The organism is Arthrobacter sp. zg-Y40, assembly GCF_020731535.1.
Taxonomy (GTDB): domain Bacteria; phylum Actinomycetota; class Actinomycetes; order Actinomycetales; family Micrococcaceae; genus Arthrobacter_B.
This window is the reverse complement of record NZ_JAJFZS010000014.1, coordinates 26,381-51,402: the sequence shown is the minus strand read 5'-3', so window position 1 is coordinate 51,402 and position 25,022 is coordinate 26,381. Positions and strand designations below refer to the sequence as shown.

General features: G+C 67.0%; 30 protein-coding genes and 1 tRNA gene. 27 read left to right on the top strand and 4 right to left on the bottom strand.

The genetic code is table 11. The features are described from left to right. The first annotated feature begins 2 nt into the window (after positions 1-2). The 27 genes from fliS to csrA all read left to right on the top strand — a co-directional run bounded on the left by fliS (position 3) and on the right by csrA (position 21,610). Positions 3-440 (top strand): flagellar export chaperone FliS, encoded by a 438-nt coding sequence (gene fliS / locus LJ754_RS14150; protein WP_227927061.1) that lies wholly within the window; start codon positions 3-5, stop codon positions 438-440. Continuing rightward, positions 430-774, top strand: coding sequence for a hypothetical protein (locus LJ754_RS14145; RefSeq protein ID WP_227913270.1), 345 nt, complete (start codon positions 430-432; stop codon positions 772-774). The genes fliS and LJ754_RS14145 overlap by 11 nt, the downstream gene beginning before the upstream one ends. Positions 775-961: 187 nt before the next feature. Further along, positions 962-1,303: a flagellar basal body rod protein FlgB gene (locus tag LJ754_RS14140; protein ID WP_227913271.1), complete on the top strand. Its 342-nt coding sequence runs from the start codon at positions 962-964 to the stop codon at positions 1,301-1,303. Further along, positions 1,303-1,695 (top strand): flagellar basal body rod protein FlgC, encoded by a 393-nt coding sequence (gene flgC, locus LJ754_RS14135; RefSeq protein ID WP_227913272.1) that lies wholly within the window; start codon positions 1,303-1,305, stop codon positions 1,693-1,695. The genes LJ754_RS14140 and flgC overlap by 1 nt, the downstream gene beginning before the upstream one ends. After that, positions 1,695-2,000 carry a flagellar hook-basal body complex protein FliE gene (gene fliE, locus LJ754_RS14130; protein WP_227913273.1) on the top strand — a complete coding sequence of 102 codons (306 nt, stop codon included), beginning with the start codon at positions 1,695-1,697 and terminating at the stop codon, positions 1,998-2,000. The genes flgC and fliE overlap by 1 nt, the downstream gene beginning before the upstream one ends. After that, entirely contained in the window at positions 2,000-3,589 is a 1,590-nt protein-coding gene (gene fliF / locus LJ754_RS14125; RefSeq protein WP_227927060.1) for a flagellar basal-body MS-ring/collar protein FliF, read from the top strand. The genes fliE and fliF overlap by 1 nt, the downstream gene beginning before the upstream one ends. Continuing rightward, entirely contained in the window at positions 3,586-4,662 is a 1,077-nt protein-coding gene (gene fliG / locus LJ754_RS14120) for a flagellar motor switch protein FliG (RefSeq protein ID WP_227913276.1), read from the top strand. The genes fliF and fliG overlap by 4 nt, the downstream gene beginning before the upstream one ends. Then, positions 4,652-5,257: a FliH/SctL family protein gene (locus LJ754_RS14115; protein WP_227927059.1), complete on the top strand. Its 606-nt coding sequence runs from the start codon at positions 4,652-4,654 to the stop codon at positions 5,255-5,257. Before fliG ends, LJ754_RS14115 begins: the two co-directional genes overlap by 11 nt. Continuing rightward, positions 5,254-6,585 carry a FliI/YscN family ATPase gene (locus LJ754_RS14110; protein WP_227913282.1) on the top strand — a complete coding sequence of 444 codons (1,332 nt, stop codon included), beginning with the start codon at positions 5,254-5,256 and terminating at the stop codon, positions 6,583-6,585. The genes LJ754_RS14115 and LJ754_RS14110 overlap by 4 nt, the downstream gene beginning before the upstream one ends. After that, positions 6,585-7,016 (top strand): flagellar export protein FliJ, encoded by a 432-nt coding sequence (locus LJ754_RS14105; RefSeq protein WP_227913283.1) that lies wholly within the window; start codon positions 6,585-6,587, stop codon positions 7,014-7,016. The genes LJ754_RS14110 and LJ754_RS14105 overlap by 1 nt, the downstream gene beginning before the upstream one ends. Then, positions 7,016-7,669: a C40 family peptidase gene (locus tag LJ754_RS14100; protein WP_227927058.1), complete on the top strand. Its 654-nt coding sequence runs from the start codon at positions 7,016-7,018 to the stop codon at positions 7,667-7,669. Before LJ754_RS14105 ends, LJ754_RS14100 begins: the two co-directional genes overlap by 1 nt. Next, positions 7,666-9,231 (top strand): flagellar hook-length control protein FliK, encoded by a 1,566-nt coding sequence (locus tag LJ754_RS14095; RefSeq protein WP_227927057.1) that lies wholly within the window; start codon positions 7,666-7,668, stop codon positions 9,229-9,231. The genes LJ754_RS14100 and LJ754_RS14095 overlap by 4 nt, the downstream gene beginning before the upstream one ends. A gap of 14 nt (positions 9,232-9,245) precedes the next feature. Beyond that, positions 9,246-9,722, top strand: coding sequence for a flagellar hook assembly protein FlgD (locus LJ754_RS14090; RefSeq protein ID WP_227927056.1), 477 nt, complete (start codon positions 9,246-9,248; stop codon positions 9,720-9,722). A 38-nt stretch (positions 9,723-9,760) separates the two neighbouring features. Next, positions 9,761-10,963: a flagellar hook protein FlgE gene (locus tag LJ754_RS14085; protein ID WP_227913289.1), complete on the top strand. Its 1,203-nt coding sequence runs from the start codon at positions 9,761-9,763 to the stop codon at positions 10,961-10,963. Between the two features lie 177 nt (positions 10,964-11,140). Continuing rightward, a complete protein-coding gene (locus LJ754_RS14080) occupies positions 11,141-11,452 on the top strand; it encodes a flagellar FlbD family protein (RefSeq protein WP_227913290.1) in 312 nt (103 codons plus the stop codon). After that, complete coding sequence (locus LJ754_RS14075) at positions 11,452-12,255, top strand: motility protein A (protein WP_227913291.1); 804 nt, start codon at positions 11,452-11,454, stop codon at positions 12,253-12,255. The genes LJ754_RS14080 and LJ754_RS14075 overlap by 1 nt, the downstream gene beginning before the upstream one ends. Then, entirely contained in the window at positions 12,252-13,064 is an 813-nt protein-coding gene (locus LJ754_RS14070) for an OmpA/MotB family protein (RefSeq protein WP_227927055.1), read from the top strand. The genes LJ754_RS14075 and LJ754_RS14070 overlap by 4 nt, the downstream gene beginning before the upstream one ends. Positions 13,065-13,108: 44 nt before the next feature. Next, positions 13,109-14,008, top strand: a complete 900-nt coding sequence (locus LJ754_RS14065; protein WP_227913294.1) for a flagellar motor switch protein FliM — start codon at positions 13,109-13,111, stop codon at positions 14,006-14,008. Between the two features lie 2 nt (positions 14,009-14,010). After that, entirely contained in the window at positions 14,011-14,712 is a 702-nt protein-coding gene (gene fliN, locus LJ754_RS14060; RefSeq protein ID WP_227927054.1) for a flagellar motor switch protein FliN, read from the top strand. Then, positions 14,712-15,200, top strand: a complete 489-nt coding sequence (locus tag LJ754_RS14055; protein ID WP_227927053.1) for a FliO/MopB family protein — start codon at positions 14,712-14,714, stop codon at positions 15,198-15,200. Before fliN ends, LJ754_RS14055 begins: the two co-directional genes overlap by 1 nt. Then, positions 15,197-16,048, top strand: coding sequence for a flagellar type III secretion system pore protein FliP (gene fliP / locus LJ754_RS14050; protein ID WP_442860335.1), 852 nt, complete (start codon positions 15,197-15,199; stop codon positions 16,046-16,048). The genes LJ754_RS14055 and fliP overlap by 4 nt, the downstream gene beginning before the upstream one ends. Continuing rightward, on the top strand, positions 16,048-16,323 hold the full coding sequence (fliQ, locus tag LJ754_RS14045) for a flagellar biosynthesis protein FliQ (protein ID WP_227913300.1): 276 nt from the start codon (positions 16,048-16,050) through the stop codon (positions 16,321-16,323). Before fliP ends, fliQ begins: the two co-directional genes overlap by 1 nt. Then, positions 16,324-17,082, top strand: a complete 759-nt coding sequence (locus LJ754_RS14040; RefSeq protein ID WP_227927052.1) for a flagellar biosynthetic protein FliR — start codon at positions 16,324-16,326, stop codon at positions 17,080-17,082. It abuts the gene before it with no gap. After that, positions 17,083-18,210, top strand: coding sequence for an EscU/YscU/HrcU family type III secretion system export apparatus switch protein (locus tag LJ754_RS14035; protein WP_227927051.1), 1,128 nt, complete (start codon positions 17,083-17,085; stop codon positions 18,208-18,210). It begins immediately after the preceding gene. Then, positions 18,207-20,264 (top strand): flagellar biosynthesis protein FlhA, encoded by a 2,058-nt coding sequence (locus LJ754_RS14030; protein ID WP_227927050.1) that lies wholly within the window; start codon positions 18,207-18,209, stop codon positions 20,262-20,264. Before LJ754_RS14035 ends, LJ754_RS14030 begins: the two co-directional genes overlap by 4 nt. After that, positions 20,239-21,258 (top strand): hypothetical protein, encoded by a 1,020-nt coding sequence (locus tag LJ754_RS14025; RefSeq protein ID WP_227927049.1) that lies wholly within the window; start codon positions 20,239-20,241, stop codon positions 21,256-21,258. The genes LJ754_RS14030 and LJ754_RS14025 overlap by 26 nt, the downstream gene beginning before the upstream one ends. Positions 21,259-21,358: 100 nt before the next feature. Next, complete coding sequence (gene csrA / locus LJ754_RS14020; protein ID WP_227913311.1) at positions 21,359-21,610, top strand: carbon storage regulator CsrA; 252 nt, start codon at positions 21,359-21,361, stop codon at positions 21,608-21,610. A 118-nt stretch (positions 21,611-21,728) separates the two neighbouring features. Here csrA and LJ754_RS14015 read toward each other — a convergent pair whose 3' ends face one another. The 4 genes from LJ754_RS14015 to LJ754_RS14000 all read right to left on the bottom strand — a co-directional run bounded on the left by LJ754_RS14015 (position 21,729) and on the right by LJ754_RS14000 (position 25,019). Continuing rightward, positions 21,729-22,064 carry a hypothetical protein gene (locus tag LJ754_RS14015; RefSeq protein WP_227913313.1) on the bottom strand — a complete coding sequence of 112 codons (336 nt, stop codon included), beginning with the start codon at positions 22,062-22,064 and terminating at the stop codon, positions 21,729-21,731. 148 nt (positions 22,065-22,212) lie between these two features. Continuing rightward, positions 22,213-23,016: a hypothetical protein gene (locus LJ754_RS14010; RefSeq protein WP_227927048.1), complete on the bottom strand. Its 804-nt coding sequence runs from the start codon at positions 23,014-23,016 to the stop codon at positions 22,213-22,215. Positions 23,017-23,256: 240 nt separating this feature from the next. Beyond that, positions 23,257-23,332: transfer RNA gene (locus tag LJ754_RS14005), tRNA-Thr, on the bottom strand. A 109-nt stretch (positions 23,333-23,441) separates the two neighbouring features. Continuing rightward, positions 23,442-25,019 carry an alpha/beta hydrolase gene (locus LJ754_RS14000; protein WP_227913317.1) on the bottom strand — a complete coding sequence of 526 codons (1,578 nt, stop codon included), beginning with the start codon at positions 25,017-25,019 and terminating at the stop codon, positions 23,442-23,444. Positions 25,020-25,022: the final 3 nt, after the last annotated feature.

Below are 25,022 nucleotides of genomic sequence, written 5' to 3'. Positions count from 1 at the left end.
CCGTGAACTACGGACTTGCAGCCAAGCGTGCCGAATACGCACGCAACGCAGTGCTCTCCGCCTCCCCGGCGCGCCTGCTGACCATGCTCTACGACCGGCTGTTGCTGGACCTGGCCCGTGCCGAAGAAGCCCAGACCACTGCCAACTGGCAAGTAGCCTCGGAAAACCTGCTCCACGCGCAGGCCATCATCACCGAACTGCTGGGCACGCTGAAAACGGACGTTTGGGAGGGCGGGGAAAACCTGCACGCCATTTACACGTACTCGCTGTCCACGCTGATGAACGCCAACATCGGCCGGGACGCGAAACTGACCCGCGAATGCATCGACCTGCTCGAACCAATCCGCGCCGCCTGGCACGAGGCCGCCGCGCAGCTTCCCGCCGCGGGTGTCGCGCCTGCTGCAGCCGGAACTCCCGGAGGAGTCCTCGGTGTCGGCTGAATCGGCAGAGCCCTACCGCACCCCCGCGGAGCTGGAGAACTTCATGCTCTGGGAAACCGTGCTGACCCAGCTCGAAGACAACCTGGAGTCCTTCCTCGAAGGCCAGTCCCTCACCGAACAGGCCCGCGAAGCTGCCGCCGACTGGGAGCCGCCGGCCGAACTGGGCCCGCTGCCGGAAGCCCTCATCACCCGCGCACGGCTGCTGTCCAAGGCACAGTCACGCGCCTACGCCCAGTTGCGGAATGAGTCGCGTACCAACCGCAAGCAGAGCATGTTGATCCGCAGCGTTCCCGGCCCGACGTCGTCGGCCGTTTACCTCGAAGTCGACGGCTAATAAAGCACGGAATTAGACAGGGTACTTAGTGCCTATATACCCAGTACTCAAAAAAATCAAAAAATTACCCGGTGATTCCTTACGCGGTTTATTTAACTGCCGATAATCACCATTGAGAGCATGGATCGCTCGCGTAAAAGGCCACGGATCGGCCGCACCGTCCCTTTAGCGAGAACTGGGTCCCACCGTGTTCGATTCCGTTTCCTCCATTGCGCTGCAAAGTGCCTTGGATGGCCTTGCCCTCCGTCAGCGGGCCATCGCGAACAACATCGCGAATGTGAATACCCCCGGCTACAAGGCCCAGCGCGTCAGCTTCGAAGACGCCCTCGCTAAATCCGTGAAAGCCGGCAACGGAGCGGCCGCCGCCACCACCGCGCGCTCCCTGGAACCCACCCGCCTGGACGGCAGCAACGTCAACCTGGACACGGAAACCCTGTCCAACATTGACACTGTGCTGCGCTACCAGTTCGCCACCCAGGCTGTTGGCGGAGAAGCCAGCTCCCTCCGCACGGCCATGAGGACCAACTAATGACTTTTGATGCAATCGGCATTGCCGCCACCGGACTGACCACACACCGCAAATGGCTGGACGCAGTCTCCGACAACTTGGCCAACGCCAACAACGTCTCCAGCACCGACGGCGCGGCCTTCCAAGCCCGCTACGTTGTGGCGCAGGAAGGCGCGGAAGGCACCGGCGTCTACGTCTCCGGTGTCCAGTACGGCGACGCCGAAGGCCGGATGGTCTACCAGCCGGACCACGCCCTGGCCGACGCCGAAGGCTACGTCCGGTACCCCGATATCGACCTGTCGGAACAGATGGGCAACCTGATCCTTGCCCAACGCGGCTACGAAGCCAACGCCGCCGTGGTTGACCGTGCGAAGAGCACGTATGAAGCAGCACTGCAGATTGGACGCTCCTAATGCCCGTTCCCGCCATCGCCGCCGTCAGCGGCACCACGCCCACGGCGTACATTGAGGCGGCCACCCCGGCAGTCTCCACGGACGGCTCGGCCTTCGGCACGTCCCTCACCGGGGCCGTGGACAACGTCACCGAACTGCAGTCCACTTCCAAGACGCTGGCGGTACAGGCCGTGACCGGAGACCTGGATGACATCCACGCCGCCACCATCGCCTCCACCCGCGCCTCCCTCACGCTGGAACTTGTTGCCGCGGTGCGCAACAAGGGCGTTGACGCGTTCAACGAGATCATGCGGATGCAGGCCTGATGCCCCCGGCTATGAATGCGATGGCGGGCCGGATCGGCACCACCCTCCGCGAGTTCACCCTCGCCCAGAAAACCATTGCCATCATTGGGATTGCCGTATTGGCCCTCGGGATAGCCATGCTTGCCTCCTGGATGACCAAACCGTCCTACACGCCCCTGTTCTCCGGGCTGCAGGCCGAAGACGCGAACAGCATTGTGGAGCAGCTCAAGACGGACGGTGTTCCGTATGAAGTAGCGGACGGCGGCGGCACCATCATGGTTCCGGAAGAAAACGTCTACGACCAGCGGCTCAAGGCTGCCGGTGCAGGCCTGCCCTCCGAATCCACCGGCGGGTACTCCCTGCTGGATGAGATGGGGGTCACCTCCTCCGAATTCCAGCAGTCCGTCACCTACAAACGGGCCTTGGAAGGCGAAATCGCCAAAACGGTGGGCGCCATCGACGGCGTGAAGAACGCCTCCGTGCAGCTCGCCATCCCCGAAGACACCGTTTTTGTGTCGGAGAAATCCGACCCCACCGCCTCCGTTTTTGTGGAAACCGCCAAGGGCACCACCCTCAGCGCAGACCAGGTCTCAGCCATTGTGCACCTGACCTCGGCCTCGGTTGACGGCATGCAGTCCACCGACGTTGCCGTAATCGACGCCAGCGGCACCGTGCTCTCCGCAGTTGGCGTGGGCGCCACCGGCTCCGCCGATAAGCAGGCCACCGACTACGAAGAGCGCGTGACCGCCTCCGTGCAGACCATGCTGGACCGGGTAGTAGGCCCCGGCAACGCCACCGTGGCAGTGGCTGCGGACATGAACTACGAATCCGCCAACCGGGTGGAAGAGTCCTTCACCGCACCGCAGGACACCCCGGCGCTGAATGAATCCACCAGCACCGAGGAATACACCGGCGCCAACGGCGGTACCGCCGCAGGGGTCCTGGGTCCGGACAACATCGCTGTGCCCAACGGCACCAACGACGACGGATCCTTCAAATCCGAAACGAGCACCAAGAACAACGCCGTGAACAAGGTGACCGAAACCCGGGACATCCCTGCAGGGTCCCTGAACCGGCAGACCGTCTCGGTGGCCCTGAATACCCAGGCCGCCGCCGGACTAAACGTTGCGGACCTGGAAGCCCTGGTTTCCACCGCCGCTGGCATCAACACCGAACGCGGGGATGAAATCACGGTGGAAATGGTGTCCTTCAACGCTGACGGCGCCACGAGTGCCAAAGACGCACTGGCCGAAGCGGAAGCAGCCGACGAGGCTGAACGCCGCGCCGAAATGCTGCGGATGGGTATTATCGTGGCCGGCATCGTCCTGGTGATCATCCTGGCCCTGGTGGCCTACGCCATGCGCTCCCGCCGCCAGAACCGCGAAGCCGTGGACCTGGGCGAGCTGCCCGAACTGGATCCGCTGGCCCCGGCCACCAGCCTGGCCATGCTGGAACCGGAACCCCTTCCCACGGACACCGCCTCCATGCAGATTGTTGCCGCAGCCGTTGGCCAGGACCGTAAGCGCGCCGAACTCGACGCCCTCGCCGCGCAGGATCCGGTACGCACCGCAGACTACCTGCGCAACCTCATGGAGGACAGCCGGTCATGACCGAACTAGCTACCGCCCCGGCCGGGCTGGGGCTCGGCCTGGCTGTCCCGGATGACGTACCGGCAAAGGGCGAACTGACCGGCACCCAGAAGGCCGCCATTGTCCTGATGCAGATGGAAACCTCGCGCGCCGCCGTCGTGATGCAGCAGTTCACCGAAGCCGAGGCCCAGTCCATTGCCGCGGAGATCGTCCGGCTCCGCCGGGTGGATGCGTCCGTGGCCGAAGACGCCATCAACGAGTTCTATGACATGACCGTTGAAGGCAGGCGCCGCGCCCACGGCGGCCGCGACGTCGCCATGGGCCTGCTGGAAGCCTCCTTCGGCGTCGAGCGTGCCTCCGGCGTCATGGAGCGCCTGGCCTCCTCCATGGCCGGCAAATCCTTCGAATTCCTGGAGAGCGCCGAACCGAACCAGGTGATCTCCCTCCTGGACGGTGAACTGCCGCAGACCATTGCCCTGGTCCTGGCGCACATGCGCCCCCAGCGTGCCTCGGCGGTCCTCACCGGATTGAACCAGGACCTGCGCACCGACGTGGCGCAGGCCATTGCCACCATGGCCCGGGCAACCCCCGAAGCCGTACGCGTGGTGGCCGAAACCCTGCGCGCCCGGGCCTCCGCCCTGGGCGCCGCCCGCGAAGCCACCGATGCGATCGGCGGCATCCAGCCGCTGGTGGACATCATCAACCGCTCCGACGCCGTCACCGAACGCGCGCTGCTCGAATCCCTCGAGGAACGTGATCCGGACCTGGCCGAGGAAGTACGCTCCCGCATGCTCACCTTCGCCGACCTGGTCAAGCTCGAGCGCCGCGACGTGCAGCTGGTGCTGCGCGGAATCGATGTAGGCACCCTGGCCCTGGCCATGAAGGGCGCCACCGAGCCGGTGCTGGATGCGATCCGCACCAACGTGTCCGAACGCAACCGGGAACTGCTCGACGACGAAATCAAGGTGTCCGGCCCCGCCCGCCTCTCGCAGGTGGAGGAGGCCCGCGCCAACATTGTCCGGGCCATCCGCGAAATGGAAGCCCAGGGCATCATCGAGGTACACCACGCGGACGAGGAAGAATATGTCTACTGAGACCTTCTCCCGCCTGGTCTACACCGCGCTGGGCGCCGCCGACGAAGCCCAGCTCAACGCCCAGGTGGAGGCACGCGGCCACGCTGCCGGTTACGCCGCAGGCCTGCGGGCGGCGGCCGCCGATACCGAACTGCTGCGCCGCACCCTGCAGGAGCAGTACGAGGATGAAATGCGCCGCGGCCAGGAACGCGTGAACCGCAGCCTCGCCGCGCTCAACGCCGCGGTATTCAGCCTCGAAGGCCGCACCGTGGCCCTGATGACCGAGATGCAGGACACGCTGGCCGCTGCCGCGATGGACCTGGCTGAAGCCCTGCTGCGCCGGGAACTGGCCGACGACGACGCCTCCGCCCGGTCTGCCCTGGCCCGCGCCCTGGAAGGGGTGGACACCGACCTGGTGCAGCGGGTCCGGATGCACCCGGTGGACCTGGCGGCACTGGATGAAGACACCCTGCGCCGCGCCCGCGTCGACTTTGTGGGCGACCCAAGCCTGCCGCGCGGCGACGCGGTTACTGAATTCCCTGACGGCTATCTGGACGCTTCGCTGAGCAGCGCCGTCGAACGCGCCCGCGCCGCCCTGCTTGAGGACCGGTCATGACGGCCACCGCCTGGCGCCCGCGCCCCGCGGGGTTCGCCGCCGCCCTCCGCGAAGCCGCACCCCAGCGGGTGGGCCGGGTTTCCTCCGTGCTCGGCCTCAGCGTGGAAATTGCCGGCCTGGACTGCGGCGTGGGGGACCTGGTTTCCATCGGGCACCCCGGCGCTGCCATTGACGCGGAGGTAGTGGCTGCCACCCGCGACGGCATCCGCTGCATGCCCTTTGGCCGGCTTACCGGCCTGACCGCCGGCACACCCGCCCGGTCCAAGGGCACGCCGCTGCTGGTACCCACCGGAGCCGGACTGTTCGGCCGCGTGCTGGACGGGCTGGGCCGGCCGATCGACGGCAAGGGACCGCTGGACATTGAGGCCCTGGTGCCGCTTGACCACGAAACCCCGTCCGCGATGCTGCGCACCCGCATTGACACTCCACTGCAGCTGGGCGTGCGTGCCCTGGATACCCTCACCACCGTGGGCCGCGGCCAGCGCATGGGCTTGTTCGCCGGTTCCGGTGTGGGCAAATCCTCGCTGCTGTCCATGATTGCCCGCGGCACCGACGCCGAAGTGTCCGTGATTGCCCTGGTGGGGGAGCGCGGCCGCGAAGTGCGCGAATTCCTCGAAGACGACCTGGGTGCTGAAGGCCTGGCCCGGTCCATCGTGGTGGTTTCGACGTCGGACGAGCCCGCCCTGATGAGGCTGCGCGCCGCCTTCGTGGCCACCCGAATTGCCGAGTCCTTCCGCGACCGCGGCGCCCACGTGATGCTGATGATGGATTCACTGACCCGGGTGGCCATGGCACAGCGTGAAATTGGTTTGTCCGTAGGCGAACCGCCCGCCACCCGGGGTTACCCGCCCTCCACCTTCTCCCTGTTGGCACAGCTGCTTGAGCGGGCCGGCACCGGCGAACACGGCTCGGTCACCGGCATGTACACGGTGCTGGTGGACGGCGACGACCACAACGAACCCATTGCCGACAGCGCCCGGTCCATCCTGGACGGCCACGTGGTGCTGGACCGCAAGCTGGCCGTATCCGGCCACTTCCCGTCCATCGACGCCCTGGCCTCGATTTCGCGGGTGGCCTCCCGGGTCAACCCGCGCGAACGCAGCGACGCCGCGTCCACGCTGCGCCGGGTAATGGCAGCCCGCCGGGCCGCCCAGGACCTGCTCGACGTCGGCGCCTACCAGCGCGGTTCCAATCCGCTGGTGGACGCTGCCGTGACCAACGAAGACGCCATCAACGCCTTCCTGCAGCAGCGCATGGACGAGCAGACCCCGGCCGAAACCGCCTGGGCGCAGTTGAACAACCTGACCCGAATGCTGGGGGTTTCCTGATGCCCCGCACCTTTCCCCTGGCCGGCCTGCTTCGCCTGCGCCAGATGCAGCAGGAACGCGCAGCCGGTGAACTGGCGGCCGCCAATGTCCGCGAGAAGGAAACGGTACAGGCCCGCACCGAGGCCTACAGTGCCCTGGAATCCAGCAACAGCCAGGCCATGGACTCAGCCACGCTCATCGCCATTGCCGCCGCCCGGGCCTCGTCCCGGAGCATGCTGGCGGACCTGAACGCGCTGGGCGCCCGTCGCACCGCGGAAGTGGAAGCGGCCCGCGCCGAATTCTCCGCCGCCCGGGCCCGCTCCGTGGGGCTGGAGAAGCTGGAAGGCAAGTACGCGGCGGCCGAAGCCGCCGAGGACCTGCGCACCGAACAAAACATCCTGGACGAACTTGCCGGCTCCGCCTGGCACCGCCGGCAGAAGGAAGCCAACTGATGAGCATGACCGACGCCCTGGGGCGGATCGATGAAATCCGGAGCACGCTGACCCAGCTCTCCGGCACCGCGGACGTGAAGAAGGCTGCCTCCGCTTCGGCTTCCTCCGTGGCAGGTTCCGGCGCGGAGTTCGCCTCTACGCTGTCCTCACTGACCGCCGCTGCCTCCACCGGAAGCGGTGCGCCTGCCGACGGCAAGGTGCTCGACGCCGTCCAGAAGTACCTGGGCCTGCCCTACGTCTGGGGCGGCAACGACCCGGCTCAGGGCCTGGACTGCTCCTCCTTTGTGCAGAACGTCTACAAGGACCTGGGCTACACCCTGCCGCGGGTGACCTGGGACCAGATGAGCTCCGGCACCGAGGTGGCGTCCCTGGCACAGGCACAGGCCGGGGACCTGCTCTTCAGCCACGACGGCGGCCACGTGGCCATCTATCTTGGCAACGGAAAGGCAGTGGACGCCCCGCAACCGGGCCAGACCATTGCCATCCGCGATGCGTGGGAAACCGACGCGAACCTGACCACCATCCGCCGCATCCTGCCCGCCGCGGCCGCCGGAACTTCGGGAACGGCCGGAGCCATGGACGCCTCGACAGTAACCGACCTGGTGGCCTCCGCCCGGGCCGCGCAGTCTGCCCTGATGGGATCCGCAGCATGAGCGTGACCACCGGGATGCCGCGGCCCGCCGCCCCCGCACCCGCTACACGGACCGCTCCGTCCGGAGCGCCGCAGGCCGGTGCATCATGGCCCGACGCCGGTGCATCCTTTGGCTCCTCCCTGGAGGACGCCGTGGCGGCGTCGGCACAGACGGCAGCGCCTGGTACCGCCCGGAAGAACGCCCCGGCCGACCAGCCGGGAGCCCAGTTGGAAGCTCAGTTGGAAGCACAGCCGGGAACACAGGTAGAAACCGGAAACACAACGGGAGATACAACCTGGGCCCTGCCGGCCGAAAAGCCGGCAACCGGCGGCGACACCCCGGACACCCCTGTCCTCAATCCCGATTCGGCGGCGGCCACGGCAGGGACTGCACCCCTGCCGGTCCCGGTTGCAGCTCCGGCTTCCCCGGCAGCAACCTTCGCAAATCTGGCCGGAACGGCGCTGTCGGGCGGATCCGCAGCCGCCGGGAGCGCTTCCGGTGCAGCGATACCGGCGTCAACCTCCGGCCCTGCCGGCGGCATCGGCAGTGCGGCAGCAGCAACTTCGGTACCGGCCGGGCCGGCGGCCGCAGCAGTTTCCCGCGGTGCAGCCCCCTCCGTTGCCGTGCCCGCAGCTGCTACAGCCATGCAGGCCTCCGTTGCCGGCGCTTTCCGCGGCGCGGCAGGCTCCGGCATGTCCGCTGCTCCCACGCAGGGCAGCACGTCGTCCGCAACGGCAGCATCCGCGCACCCGGCGGCAGCAGGAGCCGCGGAAGGTGCCGCTGCCTCCGTTGCTGCGGCACCCGTTACCGTCCCGCCCGTTACCGTCCCGCCCGTTTCCGGCACCTCCCTTGCCGGGATGCCGGCGACCGGGATGCCGGCGGCTGCTCCGGCAACAGAGCGGGCCCCGGCAGATACTGTTTCCGTCGCCGACACGGCTGCTGGAACTGAGGCTCCGCTCCTGGCTGCCGCGGCTGCCGCGGCGGTTCCGGCCACCGGGACCGCAGACGCTGCGGCGGCGGCCGTACCGGATACCGCGGCTCCCGCCGTCGGGCCGGTCGCTGCCCCCGCACCGCCGTCGCCGTCCGCTCCCATCGCCTCACTTCCGGTGCATGCATCCGCCGCGCCGCCCGCGCCCGCCGCAACCCCGCTGCTGACCCAGGTGGCCCAGCCGCTGTTCAGCCTGGCCGCGGCACCACAGGGAGAACACGTCATGACGCTCAGCGTCACGCCGGACAACTTGGGACCGGTCACGGTGCGTGCCCATGTGGGCGCGGACGGTGTCCGGATTGAACTTTTTGCCCCGTCGGAAGCCGGACGTGACGCGCTGCGGACCCTGATGACGGACCTGCGCCGGGACCTGGCCGGTTCGGGCATGAACGCCAACCTGTCCCTTTCCTCTTCCGGCACCCCGGGCGAGGGCGCAGGGGACGGAACTGCCGGCCGCCGCGACGGGGAAACCCAACCCGGAGCTTCCGCCGATGCCAACGCTGAAGCCCGGCGCCCTGCCGCGGATGACGCACGCCCACGCACTTACCGTCCCGGACTTCCCGGACCGGCCTCAACCATCGACTTCCTGGCCTAGAAAAGGAGACCCCCGTGCCCATCGAAGCAGTAGTGGCAACACGCGGTACTGATACCGCCGCCGAAGCCACCCGCGCACCCAAACAATCCATGGACAGCGAGGTCTTTATGCATCTGCTGGTGACCCAGCTGCGCAACCAGGACCCCAGTTCACCCATGGACACCAACGAAATGATCGCCCAGACCACCCAGCTGGCCTCCATGGAACAGCTCACCTCCATGGCGAAGATGGATGAAGAGAACTTCTCCCTCCAGATGCGCATCGCGGCCGCCGCACTGATCGGCCAGACCGTCACCTACACCGACGACGCCGGCAAGCCCGTCACCGGAACAGCCAGCTCGGTTTCCTATGCGGCCGGTGTTCCGACCGTCAACATCAACGGCAAGGACGTCCTGCTCGACCGGATCTCCGGCGTCGTCTCCGCAACAGCGGCCGCACCGGATACCGCTGCGCCGGCTCCTGCTCCCGCAACAACACCAGTCTCTGCCTAACCTTCCCTCTGCATCACCCAAGCTGAAAGGCGCCAGCCATGCTTCGCTCTCTTTACTCCGGTATCTCCGGACTCCGTTCACACCAGACCATGCTCGACGTCACCGGCAACAACATTGCCAACGTCAACACCTCGGGCTACAAGGCCACGGCCGTCCAGTTCCAGGACACCCTCTCCCAGTTGACCCAGGGCGCCACAGCCCCGGGCGCCAACAACGGCGGCTCCAACCCGGCCCAGGTAGGCCTGGGCGTGCTGGTTTCAGGTATCACCACCAACTTCACCCAGGGCTCGGCCCAGTCCACCGGGCGTGCTACCGACCTGATGATTTCCGGCGACGGCTACTTCGTCACCAAGCAGGGCGACCAGACCACCTACACCCGCGCCGGCGCTTTCGACGTCGACGCCTCCGGCCGCCTGGTCACCACGGACGGCAAGATTGTCCAGGGCTGGACCGGTGTTGACGGAGTCATCAACACCGGCGGTGCGGTTGGCAACGTCACCCTGCCGGAAGGCGCCATTTCCCCCGCCAAGGCCACCGGGAACGTCACCATGGGCGGAAACCTTCCCTCTGAGACCACCGCCGGGGACGCAGCTGCTACGCCGCCGGTGCCGGCAGGCACGATCGTCCGCGACATGACGGTGTACAACAACAACGGCGTCGCCAGCGTGATCCCGCTGACCTTCACCCGCACCGCCGGAGGCTGGTCCGTCTCCGCGCCGGGTTCAACCCCTGAATCAGCGAACCTGAACTTCACCGACGGCAAGCAGGTGGCCGGGAGCGCGGCCTCCATTACCGTGGGCGGCGCGACGGTGGACCTGACCGGCCTGTCCAGCTATGCCGGCGTCAGCACCGCGTCGGTCACCGGCCAGGACGGGCGCGCCGCCGGCACCCTGGAGTCCTTCTCCATCGCCAAGGACGGCACGCTGATCGGTTCCTTCACCAACGGGGCCAAGCAGGCACTGGCGCGGATTGCCGTTGCCACCTTCACCAACCCGGCTGGCCTGGAAAAGGCCGGCAACTCCGGTTTCACCGCCACGGTGAACTCGGGCAACCCCGTCCTGGGCGGCCCCGGCGACCCCGGCATGGGCAACGCGATTGCCGGTTCCCTGGAAATGTCCAACGTGGACCTCTCCCAGGAATTCACCAACCTGATCGTGGCCCAGCGCGGCTTCCAGGCCAACGCCCGCATCATCACCACCTCGGATGAAGTGCTGCAGGAACTGACCAACCTGAAGCGCTAACCGAAGTTTCACGCAGAACGGCCCCGCTGCACGGCAGCCGGGGCCGTTCTGCTTTTAAGGCGCTGCGTTCCGGGCCGTGACGCGCGAAACAGCGGTCTTCCTTACAATCCGGGCGCACCGGCCGAAAGTAGGGGTGAGGGCTTATCGGAGTCCCGTGGAACGAACCAGGGCAGGGCAATGATTGTACTCACGCGTCTGAACGACGCCCAGTTTGCGATCAACCCTGATCTGATCGAGCGGATCCACGCCAACCCGGACACAACGCTGGTGATGGTGGACGGCTCGAAGTACATCGTGACCGAGAGCATGCAGGAAGTGATCGACCGGATCGCCGCCTACCGGGCCCTGGTGATTTCCATGGCGCGGGACACCCCTGCACCGGTCCGTGAAAGACCCGGGTTGGGGCTAGTGCCCGAAGTCTTTTCCGCGGAACCGTCCGGTGTCCCGACCCCCAGCAAGACCGTGCCCCTTCGCCCTAGGAACAACTAATGGATCCAGCAACAATAATCGGCCTGGTGCTAGCCTTCGGCTCGCTCTACGCCATGATCACCCTCGAAGGCGCGCATGTTGGCGCGCTTCTGTTGCCGGCACCAATGATCCTTGTCTTCGGCGCCACCATTGCCGTGGGCCTGGCGGGCGGAACGCTCAAGGACTTCCTCATTGCATTCAAGGCCCTGCCCCGGGCCTTCATGGGCAAAACCCCGCAGCCGCAGGAAACCATTGACCGTGTGGTCCTGCTGGCCGAGAAGGCACGCAGCGAGGGCCTGCTGTCCCTGGAACAGGACGCTGCCGAAGTGGAGGACCCGTTCCTGCGCACCGCGCTGCAGAACATCGCCGACGGCACTGACGGCGACGAACTGCGGATGCTGCTCGAAGACGAAGTGGCCACCAAGACCGCCAGCGACAAGATCCCGGTCAAGTTCTTCAACAGCCTGGGCGGCTACGCGCCGACGGTGGGCATCATCGGCACAGTGGTGTCCCTGACCCACGTGCTGGAAAACCTCTCCACTCCGGACCACCTGGGACCGATGATTGCCACGGCCTTTGTCGCGACCCTGTGGGGCCTGCTCTCGGCCAACTTCATTTGGCTGCCGATCAGCTCCCGGCTCAAGCGCCTCGCAGATCTTGAAGCCGAAGAAATGACCCTGCTGATGGAAGGTGTCCTGGCCCTCCAGGCCGGCAGCCAGCCACGCCTGCTGGGCGAACGCCTGCGGGCCATGGTTCCCGCCCACGCGCTGGGCACCAAGGCGGATAAGGCGGAGAAGGCCGAGAAGGTCCAGGACGCAGCGTGAGTGCCAGCAAGCGGCGCAAGCCGAAGGTCGAGGAGGAGAACCACCCGGACGAACGCTGGATGGCCTCCTACATGGACATGGTCACCGTGCTGATGTGTATGTTCATCGTCCTCTTTGCCATGTCCAGCGTGGACCAGGAGAAGTTCGATCAGCTCAAGGAATCCCTGGCCACCGGATTCGGTGCCACGGAAACCAATACGGTGGACACCGCCGTCGGCATCATTGTGCCGCCGGACAAAGTGGACAATGAGGAAATCATTGAGCCCGACGCCGCCCTGGCCGCCAAGGAAGTGGACGACCTCACGGCGCTGCAGGACGCCATCTATGCCGGGTTGCAGGAAAAAGGCCTCGAAGACGCCGTCCGGTTTGAAATGGATGAGCGGGGCCTGACCATCCGCCTGGTCAGCTCCGAAATGTTCTTCGCCCCGGATCTGGCGGACCTCACCGAGGCCGCCGCGCAGGTGCTGGACACCGTGGGCCCGGCGCTGGCACCCACCACCTACCAGGTATCCGTTGAGGGGCACACCGCCCAGGTCCGGCAGTTCGCTTCCGACGCCCTGGACTGGGAGCTGTCTTCCTCGCGCTCTGTCAACGTGCTCCGTTACCTCGTGGCCAAGGGCGGCGTGGTCCAGGGCCAGATCAAGGCCGTGGGCTACGGCGAATCCCGTCCCTTGACCCCGGGCACCACAACTGAGGAGCTGGCCCGCAACCGGCGGGTGGACATTGTGGTCCTGTCCGGACAGAGCGAGGACGTGAGATCGTTGATCCCCGGAATCGTGGCCGAACAGCAAGCTGCGGCGGGCAGCTGACCGCGTCCCTTACGCGCGGGCCTGCGCTGCCGATAGTCCCGGATGTGACGGTCCAAGAATCACCTCCTATAAGCACGCCCGCTAAAGCCAAACCGGTAGAGGTTTACGACTTCAGCAGGCCCACTACGTTGGCCCGCGAACATGCGCGGGTACTGGAAATGGCGTTCGATACGTTCGCCCGCCAGTGGGGAACCCAGCTCACTGCCAAGGTGCGGGTGCTCTCGCAGGTTACCTCCGAGCAGGTCCAGGTCCTCAGCTACGACGAATACGCCGCGTCCCTGCCGGACAACACCGGCATGGTGCTGTTCAACATGGCCGCTACCTCGGCCAAGGCCGTTATCCAGTTCCCCATGGACGCCGCACTGTCCTGGGTGGGGCATATGCTCGGCGGCACCGGGTTCCAGTCCGCACCCGAACGCAAGTTCACCCACATTGAACAGGCCCTGCTGGGCAAGATCATGGACGACGCCGTCGAGGACCTGCACTACTCCCTGGGCCACCTGCTCACGTCTCCGCTGACGCTGGCATCCGTGCAGTACAACTCCCAGTTCGCGCAGGCGGCCGCCTCCGGTGACCCGATGATCGTCGCGACCTTCGAAATGGTGGTCGGCGAAACCACTGCGCCGGCTACCGTCGCCATACCGGCAGCGGCCCTGCTGCCCCAGCTGGATCCGCTGGGCGCCCAGTCCACCCACGCCAGCCCAGCCGAACTTATCCAGCGGCAGCTGACGCACGTGCCGGTGAAGGTCTGCCTGCAGCTGGAACCCATTGTGGTGAAACCCGCCATGGTCCTTCGCCTGGCCGTGGGGGACGTCCTGAATCTTGGCCACCCCCGCCACCGTCCGCTGAACGTCACCGTTGACGGTCAGACCCTGGCCCAGGCCGCCGTAGGAGCCAGCGGGTCCCGCCTTGCCGGCAGCATCGTCAGTATCGAGGAGAAGTAGTTATGACCAGCCCCCACAGCCTGCACGCGGACGCCGTTTCCGCCCTGGTGCGCGGCCTGCCCACCCCGCTTGTCCTGGAACCTATTGCCCACAACGGTGCGGGGGTGCCGGCGTCGGAAACCGCTGCCGCGGTCACCGCCTCCTTCGTGGGCGCCGAATCCGCCGACCTGGCAGTGGTCCTGGCGAGCTCATCGCCGCTGTCCGCCATCGCCGGCACCGACTCGCCGCTGGTATCCGCCGCAGACGTCCTGCGCCCGTCGCTCGAAGCCGCCAGCGCCACCCTCGGCGTCGGCGTCCTGGGCGAGGCCCGCACCGAAGACGCGTCCGCACTGTTCGCCGATCCCGCCAGCGTGGTGTTCGAGCTCCGTTCCGCTGAAGGCCCGGCCGGCTGGTTTGCCATCAGGCTGCGGGACACCCCGTCTGTGCACGGCGGTTCCGCGGACGATTCGATCGTCGGCAAAATGGGCCGCATCAACAACATTGAGATGGCGCTGACCGTGGAGATCGGACACACGCGCATGTCCGTCCGCGACGTGCTGAACCTCGAACCCGGCCGCGTGGTGGAACTGGACCGTTCCGCGGGAGCGCCCGCTGACATCCTGCTCAACGGACGGCTCATTGCCAACGGTGAAGTGGTGGTTATCGACCAGGACTACGCCGTGCGCATCACCAAGATCCTGGACGTGGTTGAGGGGCTTAATTAGTGGACACCCTGTTTCTGGGACTGCGTGTCCTGGTTTCGCTCGGCGCCGTGCTGGGCCTGCTGTGGTGGCTGCAGCGGCGTTTCAGCAAGGTCGCCGGCACTGACCGCGGCGAGCAGGTCCCGATCCGGGTGGTCAGCCGGCAGCCCATAACTCCCAAGGCCTCCGTGGTTGTGGTGGAAACCGGCGGGCAGCGTTTCCTCCTGGGAGTCACCGAAGGTGCGGTCAATGTGCTGCACACTTCGGACCTTCCGCCTGAACCGGAAATAGCGGACGCCGCGCCGGACGCCGAGTTTGCAGCTTCCCTGCAGGCCGCAGGGGACGGCACCGCGGACGCCGCTGCGGCGCCCACCCGGCGCGCGCACCGCGCAGCCCGCGCCCTGCCCCTGGCCGAACCGGTGCCGGCCAAGTCCGTCCTGGGCGGTTCCATTCTGTCGCCGGAGACCTGGCGCCAGACCGGAAACTTCCTGCGCCAGGGGCGAAAAGGGTGAGCACCGCCGTCGCCGTGCGACGCACCCGCAATGCCCTGGGCCTGGCCGCCGCACTCCTTTTGGCCGTGGCTGCCCTGCTGCTGCTCAGCGCTGCCGCCGGCCACGCGACCACCTTTGACCCGGTGCCGCCCGTGGCGCCCACGGCTCCGGGGGCTCCCGCCGAGCCCGACGACGGCGGCGGGCTGAGCATCGACATCAACGGCCAGGACGGCGCGCCCTCCACGGCCGTGACCACGCTGATCGGCATCACGCTGCTCTCCGTGGCACCGTCGCTGCTGCTGATGCTTACGTCCTTCACCAAGATCTTCGTGGTGCTGGCGATGACGCGCAACGCCCTGTCACTGCCGTCAATCCCGCCCAACCAGGTGCTCGCCGGGCTGGCCCTGTTCCTGTCGCTGTTCATCATGGCCCCGGTCATCAGCGAGATCAACACGATTGCCGTCCAGCCCTATATGGACGGCTCCATCAACTTCGACACCGCCATAGACACCGGTTCCGGGCCGCTGCAGCAGTTCATGCTCGCGCATACGCGCGAAGAGGACATTGCCCTGATGACCCGTGCCGCGGGGCAGGAAAACCCCGAGAGTCCCGAATCCGTGCCGCTGACCACCCTGATTCCGGCGTTTATGATCTCGGAACTGCGGGCTGCGTTCATCATCGGTTTCGTGATCTTCGTGCCGTTCCTGGTCATTGACCTGGTGGTCTCCGCCGCGCTGATGTCCATGGGCATGATGATGCTTCCCCCGGTGATGATTTCCCTGCCGTTCAAGATCCTGCTGTTCATCCTCGTGGACGGCTGGGGCCTGATCATTACCTCCCTGATCAACAGTTACCAGGGCGGCACCTAGTGGATACAAATGCCGTCCTGGACATCGCCATGCAGGGCCTCTGGGTGGCGGCCAAGCTGTCCGCACCGGTGCTGATCACGGCGCTGGTGGTCGGTTTCGCGATTTCGCTGCTGCAGTCCATTACCCAGATCCAGGAAGTGACGCTTTCCTTCGTGCCCAAGGCCATTGCCGTGGCCATAGCCCTGCTGGTCTGTGGACACTGGATGATCTCCGAAATAGTGGCCTTCACGCACGAAATGTTTTCAAGGATTCCGTCCCTTCTCGGCGGCGGCTAGATGAACATTCCCCTTGACCAGGACTGGATCGAGGCGTTCCTGCTGGCCTCGGTCCGGATGGTGGCCTTCCTGGTCATCGCTCCGCCGTTTTCCTACAACGCCTTCCCCGCACGCGTGAAGGCCATGATCGGCCTGGGCCTGGCCTTGGCCGTGGCCCCGCAGCTCAGCCAGGGGTACAGCGCGCTGGACACCGGAGCGTTTTTCATGGCGCTGGTGCTGGAACTGCTGGTGGGGGCGCTGCTGGGCTTCCTGGTCATGGTCGTGTTTTCCGCCGTGCAGTCCGCCGGCAACCTGATCGACACCTTCGGCGGTTTCCAGCTGGCCCAGGCCTTTGACCCGCAATCCATGGTCAACGGTGCCCAATTCACCCGCATTTTCCAGATCACCGCCCTGGCGCTGCTGTTCGCCTCTGACGGCTACCAGCTGATCATCGGCGGGCTGCTGCGCAGTTTCACCGCCCTGCCGCTGGCCGGGGGAGTGGACCTGGCCGAGCCGGTCTCTGCCCTGGCCACATCCGTGTCCCAGATGTTCCTTGCCTCGGTGCAGATCGCCGGACCGCTGCTGGTGGTGCTGTTCCTGGCCGACGCCGGGCTTGGCCTGCTCACCCGCGTGGCCCCGGCGCTGAACGCGTTCGCCCTGGGCTTCCCGCTGAAGATCCTGCTGACGCTGACCCTGGCCTCGATGGTTTTCCTGGCCCTGCCGCGCATTGTTTCCTCACTGGTGTCCACCATTGTGCGTGCCGTGACGGGGGTGGGATAAATGCCGGAACAGCCCACAGGCGAACGGACCGAACAGGCCACCGAGAAACGGATGAAGGAAGTCCGGTCCAAGGGCCAGCTCTCCAAATCCGAAGACCTCACCGCATGGGTGGGGGTAGGCATGGCGGCCCTGATGATGCCGTTCACCATTTCCCGCGGCTCCGAGGCAGCCGGGGAGGTGCTGGCCGGCGTCTCCACCATCATCGCGAACCCGGATCCCCAGGTGGCCGTGACCCTGATGAATGACGGGCTCGGCAGCATGGCCTATATCCTCGGCCCGTTGCTGGGGGTAGTGGCCGGGGCGGTACTGCTCACCGCCGCCATGCAGGGCGGCATCCATATCAAGAAGTTCAAGGGCAAATTCGAACAGTTCAATGTGCTTGCCGGGGTCAAACGCGTTTTCGGCACCCAGGCGCTCTGGAACGGCGTGAAGTCGCTTGCGAAAACAGCAGTGGTGGGCCTGGTCCTGTATGCGGTAATCCAGCAGATGATGCCGGTGCTGATGTCGGCCGGCGGGCTGCCCGTGTCCGCCGTCCTGGAAGCAGCCGGCGGCGGCACCGCCCTGCTGCTGCAGGCGGCGGTGGCCGCGGGCCTGATCCTCGCCGCGGCGGACATCTTCGTGGTGATGAAGCGCAACCGGAAACGCACCCGCATGACCAAGAAGGAAGTCAAGGACGAGAACAAGAACAGCGAAGGTGACCCGCTGGTCAAGTCCCAGCGCCGTTCCCGGCAGCTGGCCATGAGCAGGAACCGCATGATGGCTGCCGTGGGGGACGCCGACGTCGTCCTGGTGAACCCCACGCACGTGGCCGTGGCCCTGAAATACGAGCCGGGCAAATCCGCGCCCCGGGTCGTGGCCAAGGGCGCCGGCGTGATTGCCGCCCGGATCCGTGAGGAAGCCGAAAAAAAGGGCGTCCCCATGGTCTCCGACATTCCGCTGGCGCGTGCCCTGCACAGCGCGTGCGAACTGAACGCCGAAATTCCGGCGGAACTCTACAACGCCGTCGCCCGCGTGCTGGCCTTCGTTATGTCCCTGAAGCGGCGCGGATCCGCTGCCGGAATGCACACCATGGCGGCCGTGCCGCCCCTACCCGTGACCACCCCACAACACCGTAAGGCCGCGCAGTGAAACGCAACCGCAACCTCTTGAAACTCGCCGTCCCCGTAGGCGTCATCGGTATCATCCTGCTGCTGGTGGTCCCCATCCCCGCGGCGCTGCTGGACGTGCTGATCATCATCAACATCCTGCTGGCCCTGGTGATCCTGCTGACCACCATGTTCGTGCGCAAGCCGCTGGACTTCTCGGTGTTCCCGTCCCTGCTGCTGGTTGCCACGCTGTTCCGGCTGGGACTGAACGTGGCCTCCACGCGCCTGGTGCTGGGCGAGGGATATGCCGGGCAGGTCATTGAAGCCTTCGGGCACGTGGCAGTGAACGGGTCCTTGATCATCGGCGCGGTGATCTTCCTGATCCTGGTGGTCATCCAGTTCGTGGTGGTCACCAAGGGCGCCGAGCGCGTGGCCGAAGTGGGGGCGCGGTTCACCCTCGATGCCATGCCCGGCAAGCAGATGGCCATTGACGCGGACCTGAATGCCGGCCTGATCACCGACACACAGGCACGGGAACGCCGTGCCGAGGTGTCCGCCGAAGCCGACTTCTACGGCGCCATGGACGGTGCCTCCAAGTTCGTCAAGGGCGACGCCATTGCCGGCCTCATCATCATCATCATTAACATCATCGGCGGCATCGCCATCGGGATGCTCCAGCGCAGTATGTCCGTTGGCGAAGCCGTCAACACCTACAGCCTGCTGACCATCGGCGACGGGCTGGTCACCCAGATCCCCGCCCTGCTGATGGCCGTCTCCACCGGCATGATCGTGACCCGCTCCAATGCCGAAGCCGATATGGGCAGCACCGCGGGGGCGCAGCTGAGCCAGTCCCGGAACGCCCTGATGGTCGCCGGCGGAGCGGCCATTGTGATGGCCCTGATCCCGGGCATGCCCAAGATGCCGTTTATTGTCATCGGCGCGCTGCTGATCTTCGCGTCGCAGCGGATCAAGAAACGGGAAGCGGCGGCGGAGGCGGAGAAGGCCAGCACCCAGGCCGCCCTGGATGCACCGGCCGCCTCGGAGACCACCGAAGACCTGATTGAGCAGATGCGGGTGCACGCCCTGGAGATCATGCTCGCTCCGGACCTGGTGGACATTGTCACCGGCGGCTCCGATGACCTGCTGGCCCGGGTCCGGGCGCTGCGCCGCAAGATCGCCATGGACCTGGGCATTGTGGTGCCGCCGGTCCGCACCCGCGACAGCGTGGACCTGCCGCTGTCCACCTACGTCATCCGGATTGCCGGAGTGGAAGCAGGCCGCGGGGAGGCGCCCTCCGGCAAGATCCTGGCCTTGGGTGACTACCTGGACGGGCTGCCCGGCACCGCCACCGTGGAACCCGTGTTCGGGCTGGCCGGAAAGTGGGTTCCCGCGGAAATGCAGCATGCCGCGGAAATGGCCGGTGCCACTGTTATCGACCGGGTATCCGTGCTTGTGACGCACCTCTCCGCGGTGATCACCGCCAACGCTGCCCGGCTGCTGACCCGCGAGGACGTGCGGGTGCTGACCGAAGGGGTGAAACAGGTGAACCCCTCGGCCGTGGATGAACTGGTGCCCGGGGTGCTGTCCCTGGCGGAAGTGCAGCGGGTGCTCCAAGGCCTGCTGGCCGAGCAGATCCCCATCAATGACCTGCCCCGGATCTATGAGTCCCTGCTGCTGCGCGCGAAGGTCTCTTCGGACCCGGAGGGCCTGATCGAAACGGCCCGCACGGCACTGGGTCCGGCCCTGGCCGCCCAGTATGTTGCCGACAACGTCCTGCGGGTCATCATGATTGACCCGTCTCTGGAACAGTCCATGCTCGAAGCGCTGCGTCCCTCGGACCAGGGCAGCCAGATCCTGCTCGACCCCGCCCGGATCGAAACCGTGCTGGCCTCGCTGCGGAACGCCGTCGCCGGAGCCGAAAATGCCGGCTTCAATGCGGTGCTGGTCTGCGCCCCGGCACTCCGCCCCGCTATTCGCCGGCTGGTGTCGGCGCAGGCGGGCGGACTGCCGGTACTGTCCTACCAGGAAGCGACAGCGGGTAATGTCAGTATCGAGACTGTAGGGGTGGTGCGTGGAACCGAGACGATTTCAGCTTGAAGGGACGTCGCTTGACGCCCTGAAAGCCCAGGTGTTTGCCGAGCATGGGCCGCGGGCGAGGATTATCGCCGCCGAGAAGGTCACAGTGGGCGGGATCGGCGGGTTCCTCTCCCGCCAGCACTATGAGGTGACGGTGGAGCTGCCGCCCAGCGGCAGGCGCCGCGCCGCCGTCGAGCCGGACCTGCCCAGCCGTGCGTTGTCGGAACGCGCCGGCATTTCGGCGCTGCTCGAAGAAGCGGACCGGGCCGAATCCACCCTGCACCCGGCCGCACCCGCTGCTCCGTCCGTTTCCACCGGATCGCATGCCTTCGCCGAGCTGATGGACACCCTTGCCGCCAGCACCGGGGCCCCGGTGCAGGCACCTGCCGCATTCGCCCCGGCCCAGCCGCCGGCTCCCGTACCCCTGAACCGGATCCAGCTGAACCACCTGCAGGCCGGCCAGCTCCAGGGGAACCAGCAGCCGGGCATGGCGCTGGAACCGGTCCAGCGCACCTCACTGCCCCCGGCGCCGCTCGGCGGCGCCGGTGACCTGGTCATGGTGGTCGGCCTGGGCGATGAAGCCCTGGAGGTCTGCCGGTCAATGGCGGATCTGGCCGGCAGCGGAGCGGCTGCGGTCCGGGTAGCCGGTGTGCTGGAGACGGACGGGGTGGGCCGGGCGGCGGACCGCCGGGCGGTAGCCACGGCGCGGGCCGCCGGTGTCATGGCCGGGCACGCCATTTTCCTCGCCTACGGGCTGGGTCGCTCCGGAACCGAGATGGGCCGGCACTCCACGCTGATTTCAGCTCTCGCCGCTGACCAGGTTTGGGTGGCCGTGGACGCCGGCCGCAAGCCCGAAGACACCGCCGCCTGGGTGGGCGCGGTGCGCTCCGCGGTGGTGGTGGACGCCGCCGCCGTCGAGGGCATCGACACCACCGGGACTCCCCAGTCCGTCAACTCGCTGGGCCTGCCTATCGGCTGGCTCGACGGCGGGCCGTCGCCCACGCCGGTCCTCTAGCCCGCCGCCGGGCCTCGCCGCAGGGCCGGGCCGCGAAGCCCGGAGAACCTGCCGTCCCGCGCTTCGGCGGCAGCGCCCCCGATTGCGGTAGAGTGAGCGGATGCTGGTGCTAACACGCAGGTCCGGAGAGCAGATCCTGATCGGGGATGACATTGTTATTACCGTTCTGGACTCACGCGGCGACGGCGTGCGCATCGGCATCGATGCCCCCCGCGGCGTGAAGATCCAGCGCAACGAGGTTGTGCGTGCGGTGGAAGAAGCCAACGTGGCCGCCACCGAAACCCTTCCGGGCGCCGAAGAGCGGATCAAGGCCCTGCTGGCCGGGCGGATTCCCCCGGCACCTGCTGACTGACCGGCCTTCGCTGCCGGCCCCCTTTGGACAGCAGAAACCCCCACCGTTTCTTGGGGAAAACAGCGGGGGCTCCTGGTCAGTTGCCCGGGGACGGCCGGGCATATCAAGGGTCCGGAGGCTAGGCGACGCCGCGCGCTGCGCGTTTGGTGCCCAGCCCCAGGAACCGGCTGCCGGCTTTGGAACGCCGGGCAGACCCTGCGGACTCGCTCCTCGCCGTCAGGCCCGCGGTCGGGTCCTGCTGCGGGAGTCCGAAGTATTCGGGCAGGACACGGCGCTCATGGTTGCTGCAGCGGACACCGGGGTACTGGAACCCGTTGATGATCCAACGGCCCCGGTCCTCGATCCACCTGGGCACCATGCGGCGGTTGCACTCGGTGCATACCGGTCCTACGAAGGCATCCCGCTGGACGCGCGTGTAGCGGCGGATGGTGTGGCCGCTCATTGCTGTGTCCATGCGAATTCCCTCTTTCCTCCGGCGATGGGCCGCCGGTTGTTATCCTCCCTGTGAGGCTAGGCCCCCTTCCGGCAGGAAACGGTCAAGCCCGGCACAAGGGCGGCCCAATTTATGCACAGTGTTTCCGCAAGGGACTGCGGGAGCGGGCTCAGTTGCGCCGTGCCGCGCGCCGCTTGCCGGCAGCAGCCGCACCTGCCGCCCCGGCAGCCAGGGCAGCGGCCAGGCCGGCCGCGCCCAACGCCGCCCCGGCGCCCGGCGCGGTGTATGCAGCGGCACCTTGGGCCGCCGTATCCACCTCCACCCCGGCGGCCGCTCCGCCGCGCGGCATACCGTCCAGCTGGGAGGGCATCAGCACGCCGCAGGCTGCCGGCAGGGTTGCCGCCAGCGGAAGCGAAGGATCTTCCGGACTGGTTTTCTGCTGTGCCGCTGCCGGCAGGAGCGCCGGATCCACGCCGTGCATTTCCACGGCCGCGGTTCCGGCCTGCAGGGCTGCCATGGTTTCCGGATCCAGCATGACGGTCCGCTCGTAGCTGTAACTTCCGCCGCCCGGGAACCGGTCGACGGCGACGGCGGACGCCGGGCTGGTGTCTCCGGAGATGGTCAGGGACGTGCTGATGTGCCCGGTCAGGGGAGCGCCTTCGGGCGAGCTGACGACGCCGTCGCCGTCGGAATCCGATTCCGGACCGGCACACACGCCCTGCCCGCCGACATGGATGTGCTGGGTGTGCGGGAAGGGTGCGCCGCGCCAGGTTTCGGCGGCGCCGGTGACGGACATGTGCACCGTGGCCTCGCTGCCGTGGACCTCGACCATCACGCTGCCGCTGGTGCCGCTGTTGTTGGCCGGCGCCAGTTCCGCCTGCCAGGTGCCGTCTTCGGCGGCCGCAGGGCCGGCAGCGACAACAAGGGCGCCGAGCACGGCCGCCGGAACGAGGAACAGTTTTCGGGTTTTCATGGGAGGGACCTCTCGCCAAATGGGTGATTTCGCTTGTTACCCCCGGGCAGAAACTGTAAAGCGCTGCCCCTTCGGCGAGGAACAGTCACGGGGGCCGACGGCAGCCCCGGGAGCGAAATGGTTCGGCGTCGGAACCGATCATGCGCCCGCCCCGCGGATAGGCGGCGGACTGCTTGTTCCGCTGCGGGTTTTATGCAGGCACGCAAAAGCCCCCGGCACCAACAGGTGCCGGGGGCTTAGTGGAGCCTCCTGCCAGAATCGAACTGGCGACCTTCTCATTACGAGTGAGACGCTCTACCAACTGAGCTAAGGAGGCGGGCTTCAGCTGTCCGTTGCCGGGCAGAATCCACAAGGAACTACTTTATACGCACCTTCGGTGCGGGTCAAAATGGCTGCCTGCCGCGCTCCGGAACCCGGGCACGGGATCAGCTGCAAACCAGGTCCTCCTCGGGCACCGTGCCGTCCACAAAGTAGTCATCCACCACGTCTTCCACGCACTGGCTGCCCCGCCCGTAAGCCGTGTGGCCTTCACCTTCCCAGGTCACCAGCACGGCGGAGTCCATCTGCGCAGCCAGTGCCTGCGCCCATTCGTACGGGGTGGCCGGGTCGCCGGTGGTGCCGATCACCAGGAGGTCCGCGGCACCGGCGGCCTTGATCGGATGCGGCTCGTTGACCGGTGCATGCGGCCACACCTCGCAGGTGATGCCGCCGTAGGCAAGGTACTTGCCAATGGTGGGGGAGGCGGCCTCAAGGTCCCGGGCGTCCGCGGCCATCTGCGCGTCGTCGCTGACCATGGGGTAGTCCAGGCAGTTGACTGCGCTGAAGGCCACGGTGCTGTTGGACTTGTAGTGCCCGTCCTCGTCCCGGTCTGCGCTGATGTCCGCAAGCCGGAGCATCATGGTGGGATCGCCGTCCTTGAGTGCACCCTCCAGTGCCTGGGACAGCACCGGCCAGTTGGCGTCGTCGTAGAGGGGAAGGATGAAGCCGCTGACGAATGTGGAGACGGTGACTACGCGGCCGTCCGCCGCCGTCATCGGGCTGGCTTCAACCGAGGCCAGCAGCTCCTGGATGGTCTGGACCGCCTGGTCGGGGGTGCCTTCAAGCGGACAGTTCCGGCCGGTCAGGCAGTCCTGAACATACGCGCGGATGGCCTTCTCGAACGCGGCCGCCTGGCCCAGGGTCACTTCCTCGTTGCTGGAGGACGGGTCCAGGGCGCCGTCGAGCACCAGCCGGCCCACGTTCCCGGGGAACAACTCGGCGTAGGTGGCGCCGAGGAAGGTGCCGTAGGAGAACCCCAGATAGTTCAGCTTTTGATCGCCGACGACGGCGCGCAGCACGTCCATGTCGCGGGCGGCGCTGGCGGTGTCCACAAAGCCGAGCAGATCGCCGGTTTCGGCAGCGCAGGCATCCGCCAAGGCCTTGGCACTCAGCCGTGCCTCTTCCAGTCCCTCCGGGGTGCCGGGGTCGACGTACTCGGCGCGTGCCGCGTCCATTTCCTCATCATCCAGGCACTTCACGGGCGAGGAGCGGCCAACGCCGCGGGGGTCGAAGCCCAGCACGTTGTAGTTCTCCCGCAGCCGGTCGCTGGCCACCTGGTCCAGGGACTGGCGGACAAAGTCGTATCCGGAACCGCCGGGACCACCCGGGTTGATGAGAATGGTGCCCTCGGCCTCCCCGTCGGCGCTGGCCATGATGGTGGACAGCTCCAACGTGCCGGCACCGGGATCTTCATAGTCCATTGGCACCGTGACGGTTGCGCAGCGGAAGTCCCCTTCGCACTCCTCCCAGGCCACTTCCTGGCTGTAGAACTCCTGCAGCTCTTCGGGCACATCGCCGATGATGTCCGCTGACGCCGTCGTCGCCGATTCCGCGGGCCCGGGCTCCGCCGCCCCGGGGTCCGTCCCGTCTCCGGGAGTGCAGGCGGTGGCAGCAGCCAGCAGCAGCGCCGAGACGGCCGCGGCGGCCATCCGCGGAAAGCGGCGGCGGGCAGTGGCGGTAGTCATTTC

What these genes read in the sequence shown, in the direction of transcription:
- fliG (WP_227913276.1), top strand. Translation starts at nt 3,586, where the DNA reads ATGACCGAACTAGCTACCGCCCCGGCCGGGCTGGGGCTCGGCCTGGCT.
- LJ754_RS14015 (WP_227913313.1), bottom strand. Translation starts at nt 22,064, where the DNA reads ATGGACACAGCAATGAGCGGCCACACCATCCGCCGCTACACGCGCGTC.
- LJ754_RS14100 (WP_227927058.1), top strand. Translation starts at nt 7,016, where the DNA reads ATGAGCATGACCGACGCCCTGGGGCGGATCGATGAAATCCGGAGCACG.
- fliE (WP_227913273.1), top strand. Translation starts at nt 1,695, where the DNA reads ATGCCCGTTCCCGCCATCGCCGCCGTCAGCGGCACCACGCCCACGGCG.
- fliN (WP_227927054.1), top strand. Translation starts at nt 14,011, where the DNA reads ATGACCAGCCCCCACAGCCTGCACGCGGACGCCGTTTCCGCCCTGGTG.
- flgC (WP_227913272.1), top strand. Translation starts at nt 1,303, where the DNA reads ATGACTTTTGATGCAATCGGCATTGCCGCCACCGGACTGACCACACAC.
- csrA (WP_227913311.1), top strand. Translation starts at nt 21,359, where the DNA reads ATGCTGGTGCTAACACGCAGGTCCGGAGAGCAGATCCTGATCGGGGAT.
- LJ754_RS14080 (WP_227913290.1), top strand. Translation starts at nt 11,141, where the DNA reads ATGATTGTACTCACGCGTCTGAACGACGCCCAGTTTGCGATCAACCCT.
- LJ754_RS14010 (WP_227927048.1), bottom strand. Translation starts at nt 23,016, where the DNA reads ATGAAAACCCGAAAACTGTTCCTCGTTCCGGCGGCCGTGCTCGGCGCC.
- LJ754_RS14095 (WP_227927057.1), top strand. Translation starts at nt 7,666, where the DNA reads ATGAGCGTGACCACCGGGATGCCGCGGCCCGCCGCCCCCGCACCCGCT.
- LJ754_RS14000 (WP_227913317.1), bottom strand. Translation starts at nt 25,019, where the DNA reads ATGACTACCGCCACTGCCCGCCGCCGCTTTCCGCGGATGGCCGCCGCG.
- LJ754_RS14075 (WP_227913291.1), top strand. Translation starts at nt 11,452, where the DNA reads ATGGATCCAGCAACAATAATCGGCCTGGTGCTAGCCTTCGGCTCGCTC.
- LJ754_RS14085 (WP_227913289.1), top strand. Translation starts at nt 9,761, where the DNA reads ATGCTTCGCTCTCTTTACTCCGGTATCTCCGGACTCCGTTCACACCAG.
- LJ754_RS14040 (WP_227927052.1), top strand. Translation starts at nt 16,324, where the DNA reads ATGAACATTCCCCTTGACCAGGACTGGATCGAGGCGTTCCTGCTGGCC.
- LJ754_RS14115 (WP_227927059.1), top strand. Translation starts at nt 4,652, where the DNA reads ATGTCTACTGAGACCTTCTCCCGCCTGGTCTACACCGCGCTGGGCGCC.
- LJ754_RS14035 (WP_227927051.1), top strand. Translation starts at nt 17,083, where the DNA reads ATGCCGGAACAGCCCACAGGCGAACGGACCGAACAGGCCACCGAGAAA.
- fliF (WP_227927060.1), top strand. Translation starts at nt 2,000, where the DNA reads ATGCCCCCGGCTATGAATGCGATGGCGGGCCGGATCGGCACCACCCTC.
- LJ754_RS14110 (WP_227913282.1), top strand. Translation starts at nt 5,254, where the DNA reads ATGACGGCCACCGCCTGGCGCCCGCGCCCCGCGGGGTTCGCCGCCGCC.
- LJ754_RS14105 (WP_227913283.1), top strand. Translation starts at nt 6,585, where the DNA reads ATGCCCCGCACCTTTCCCCTGGCCGGCCTGCTTCGCCTGCGCCAGATG.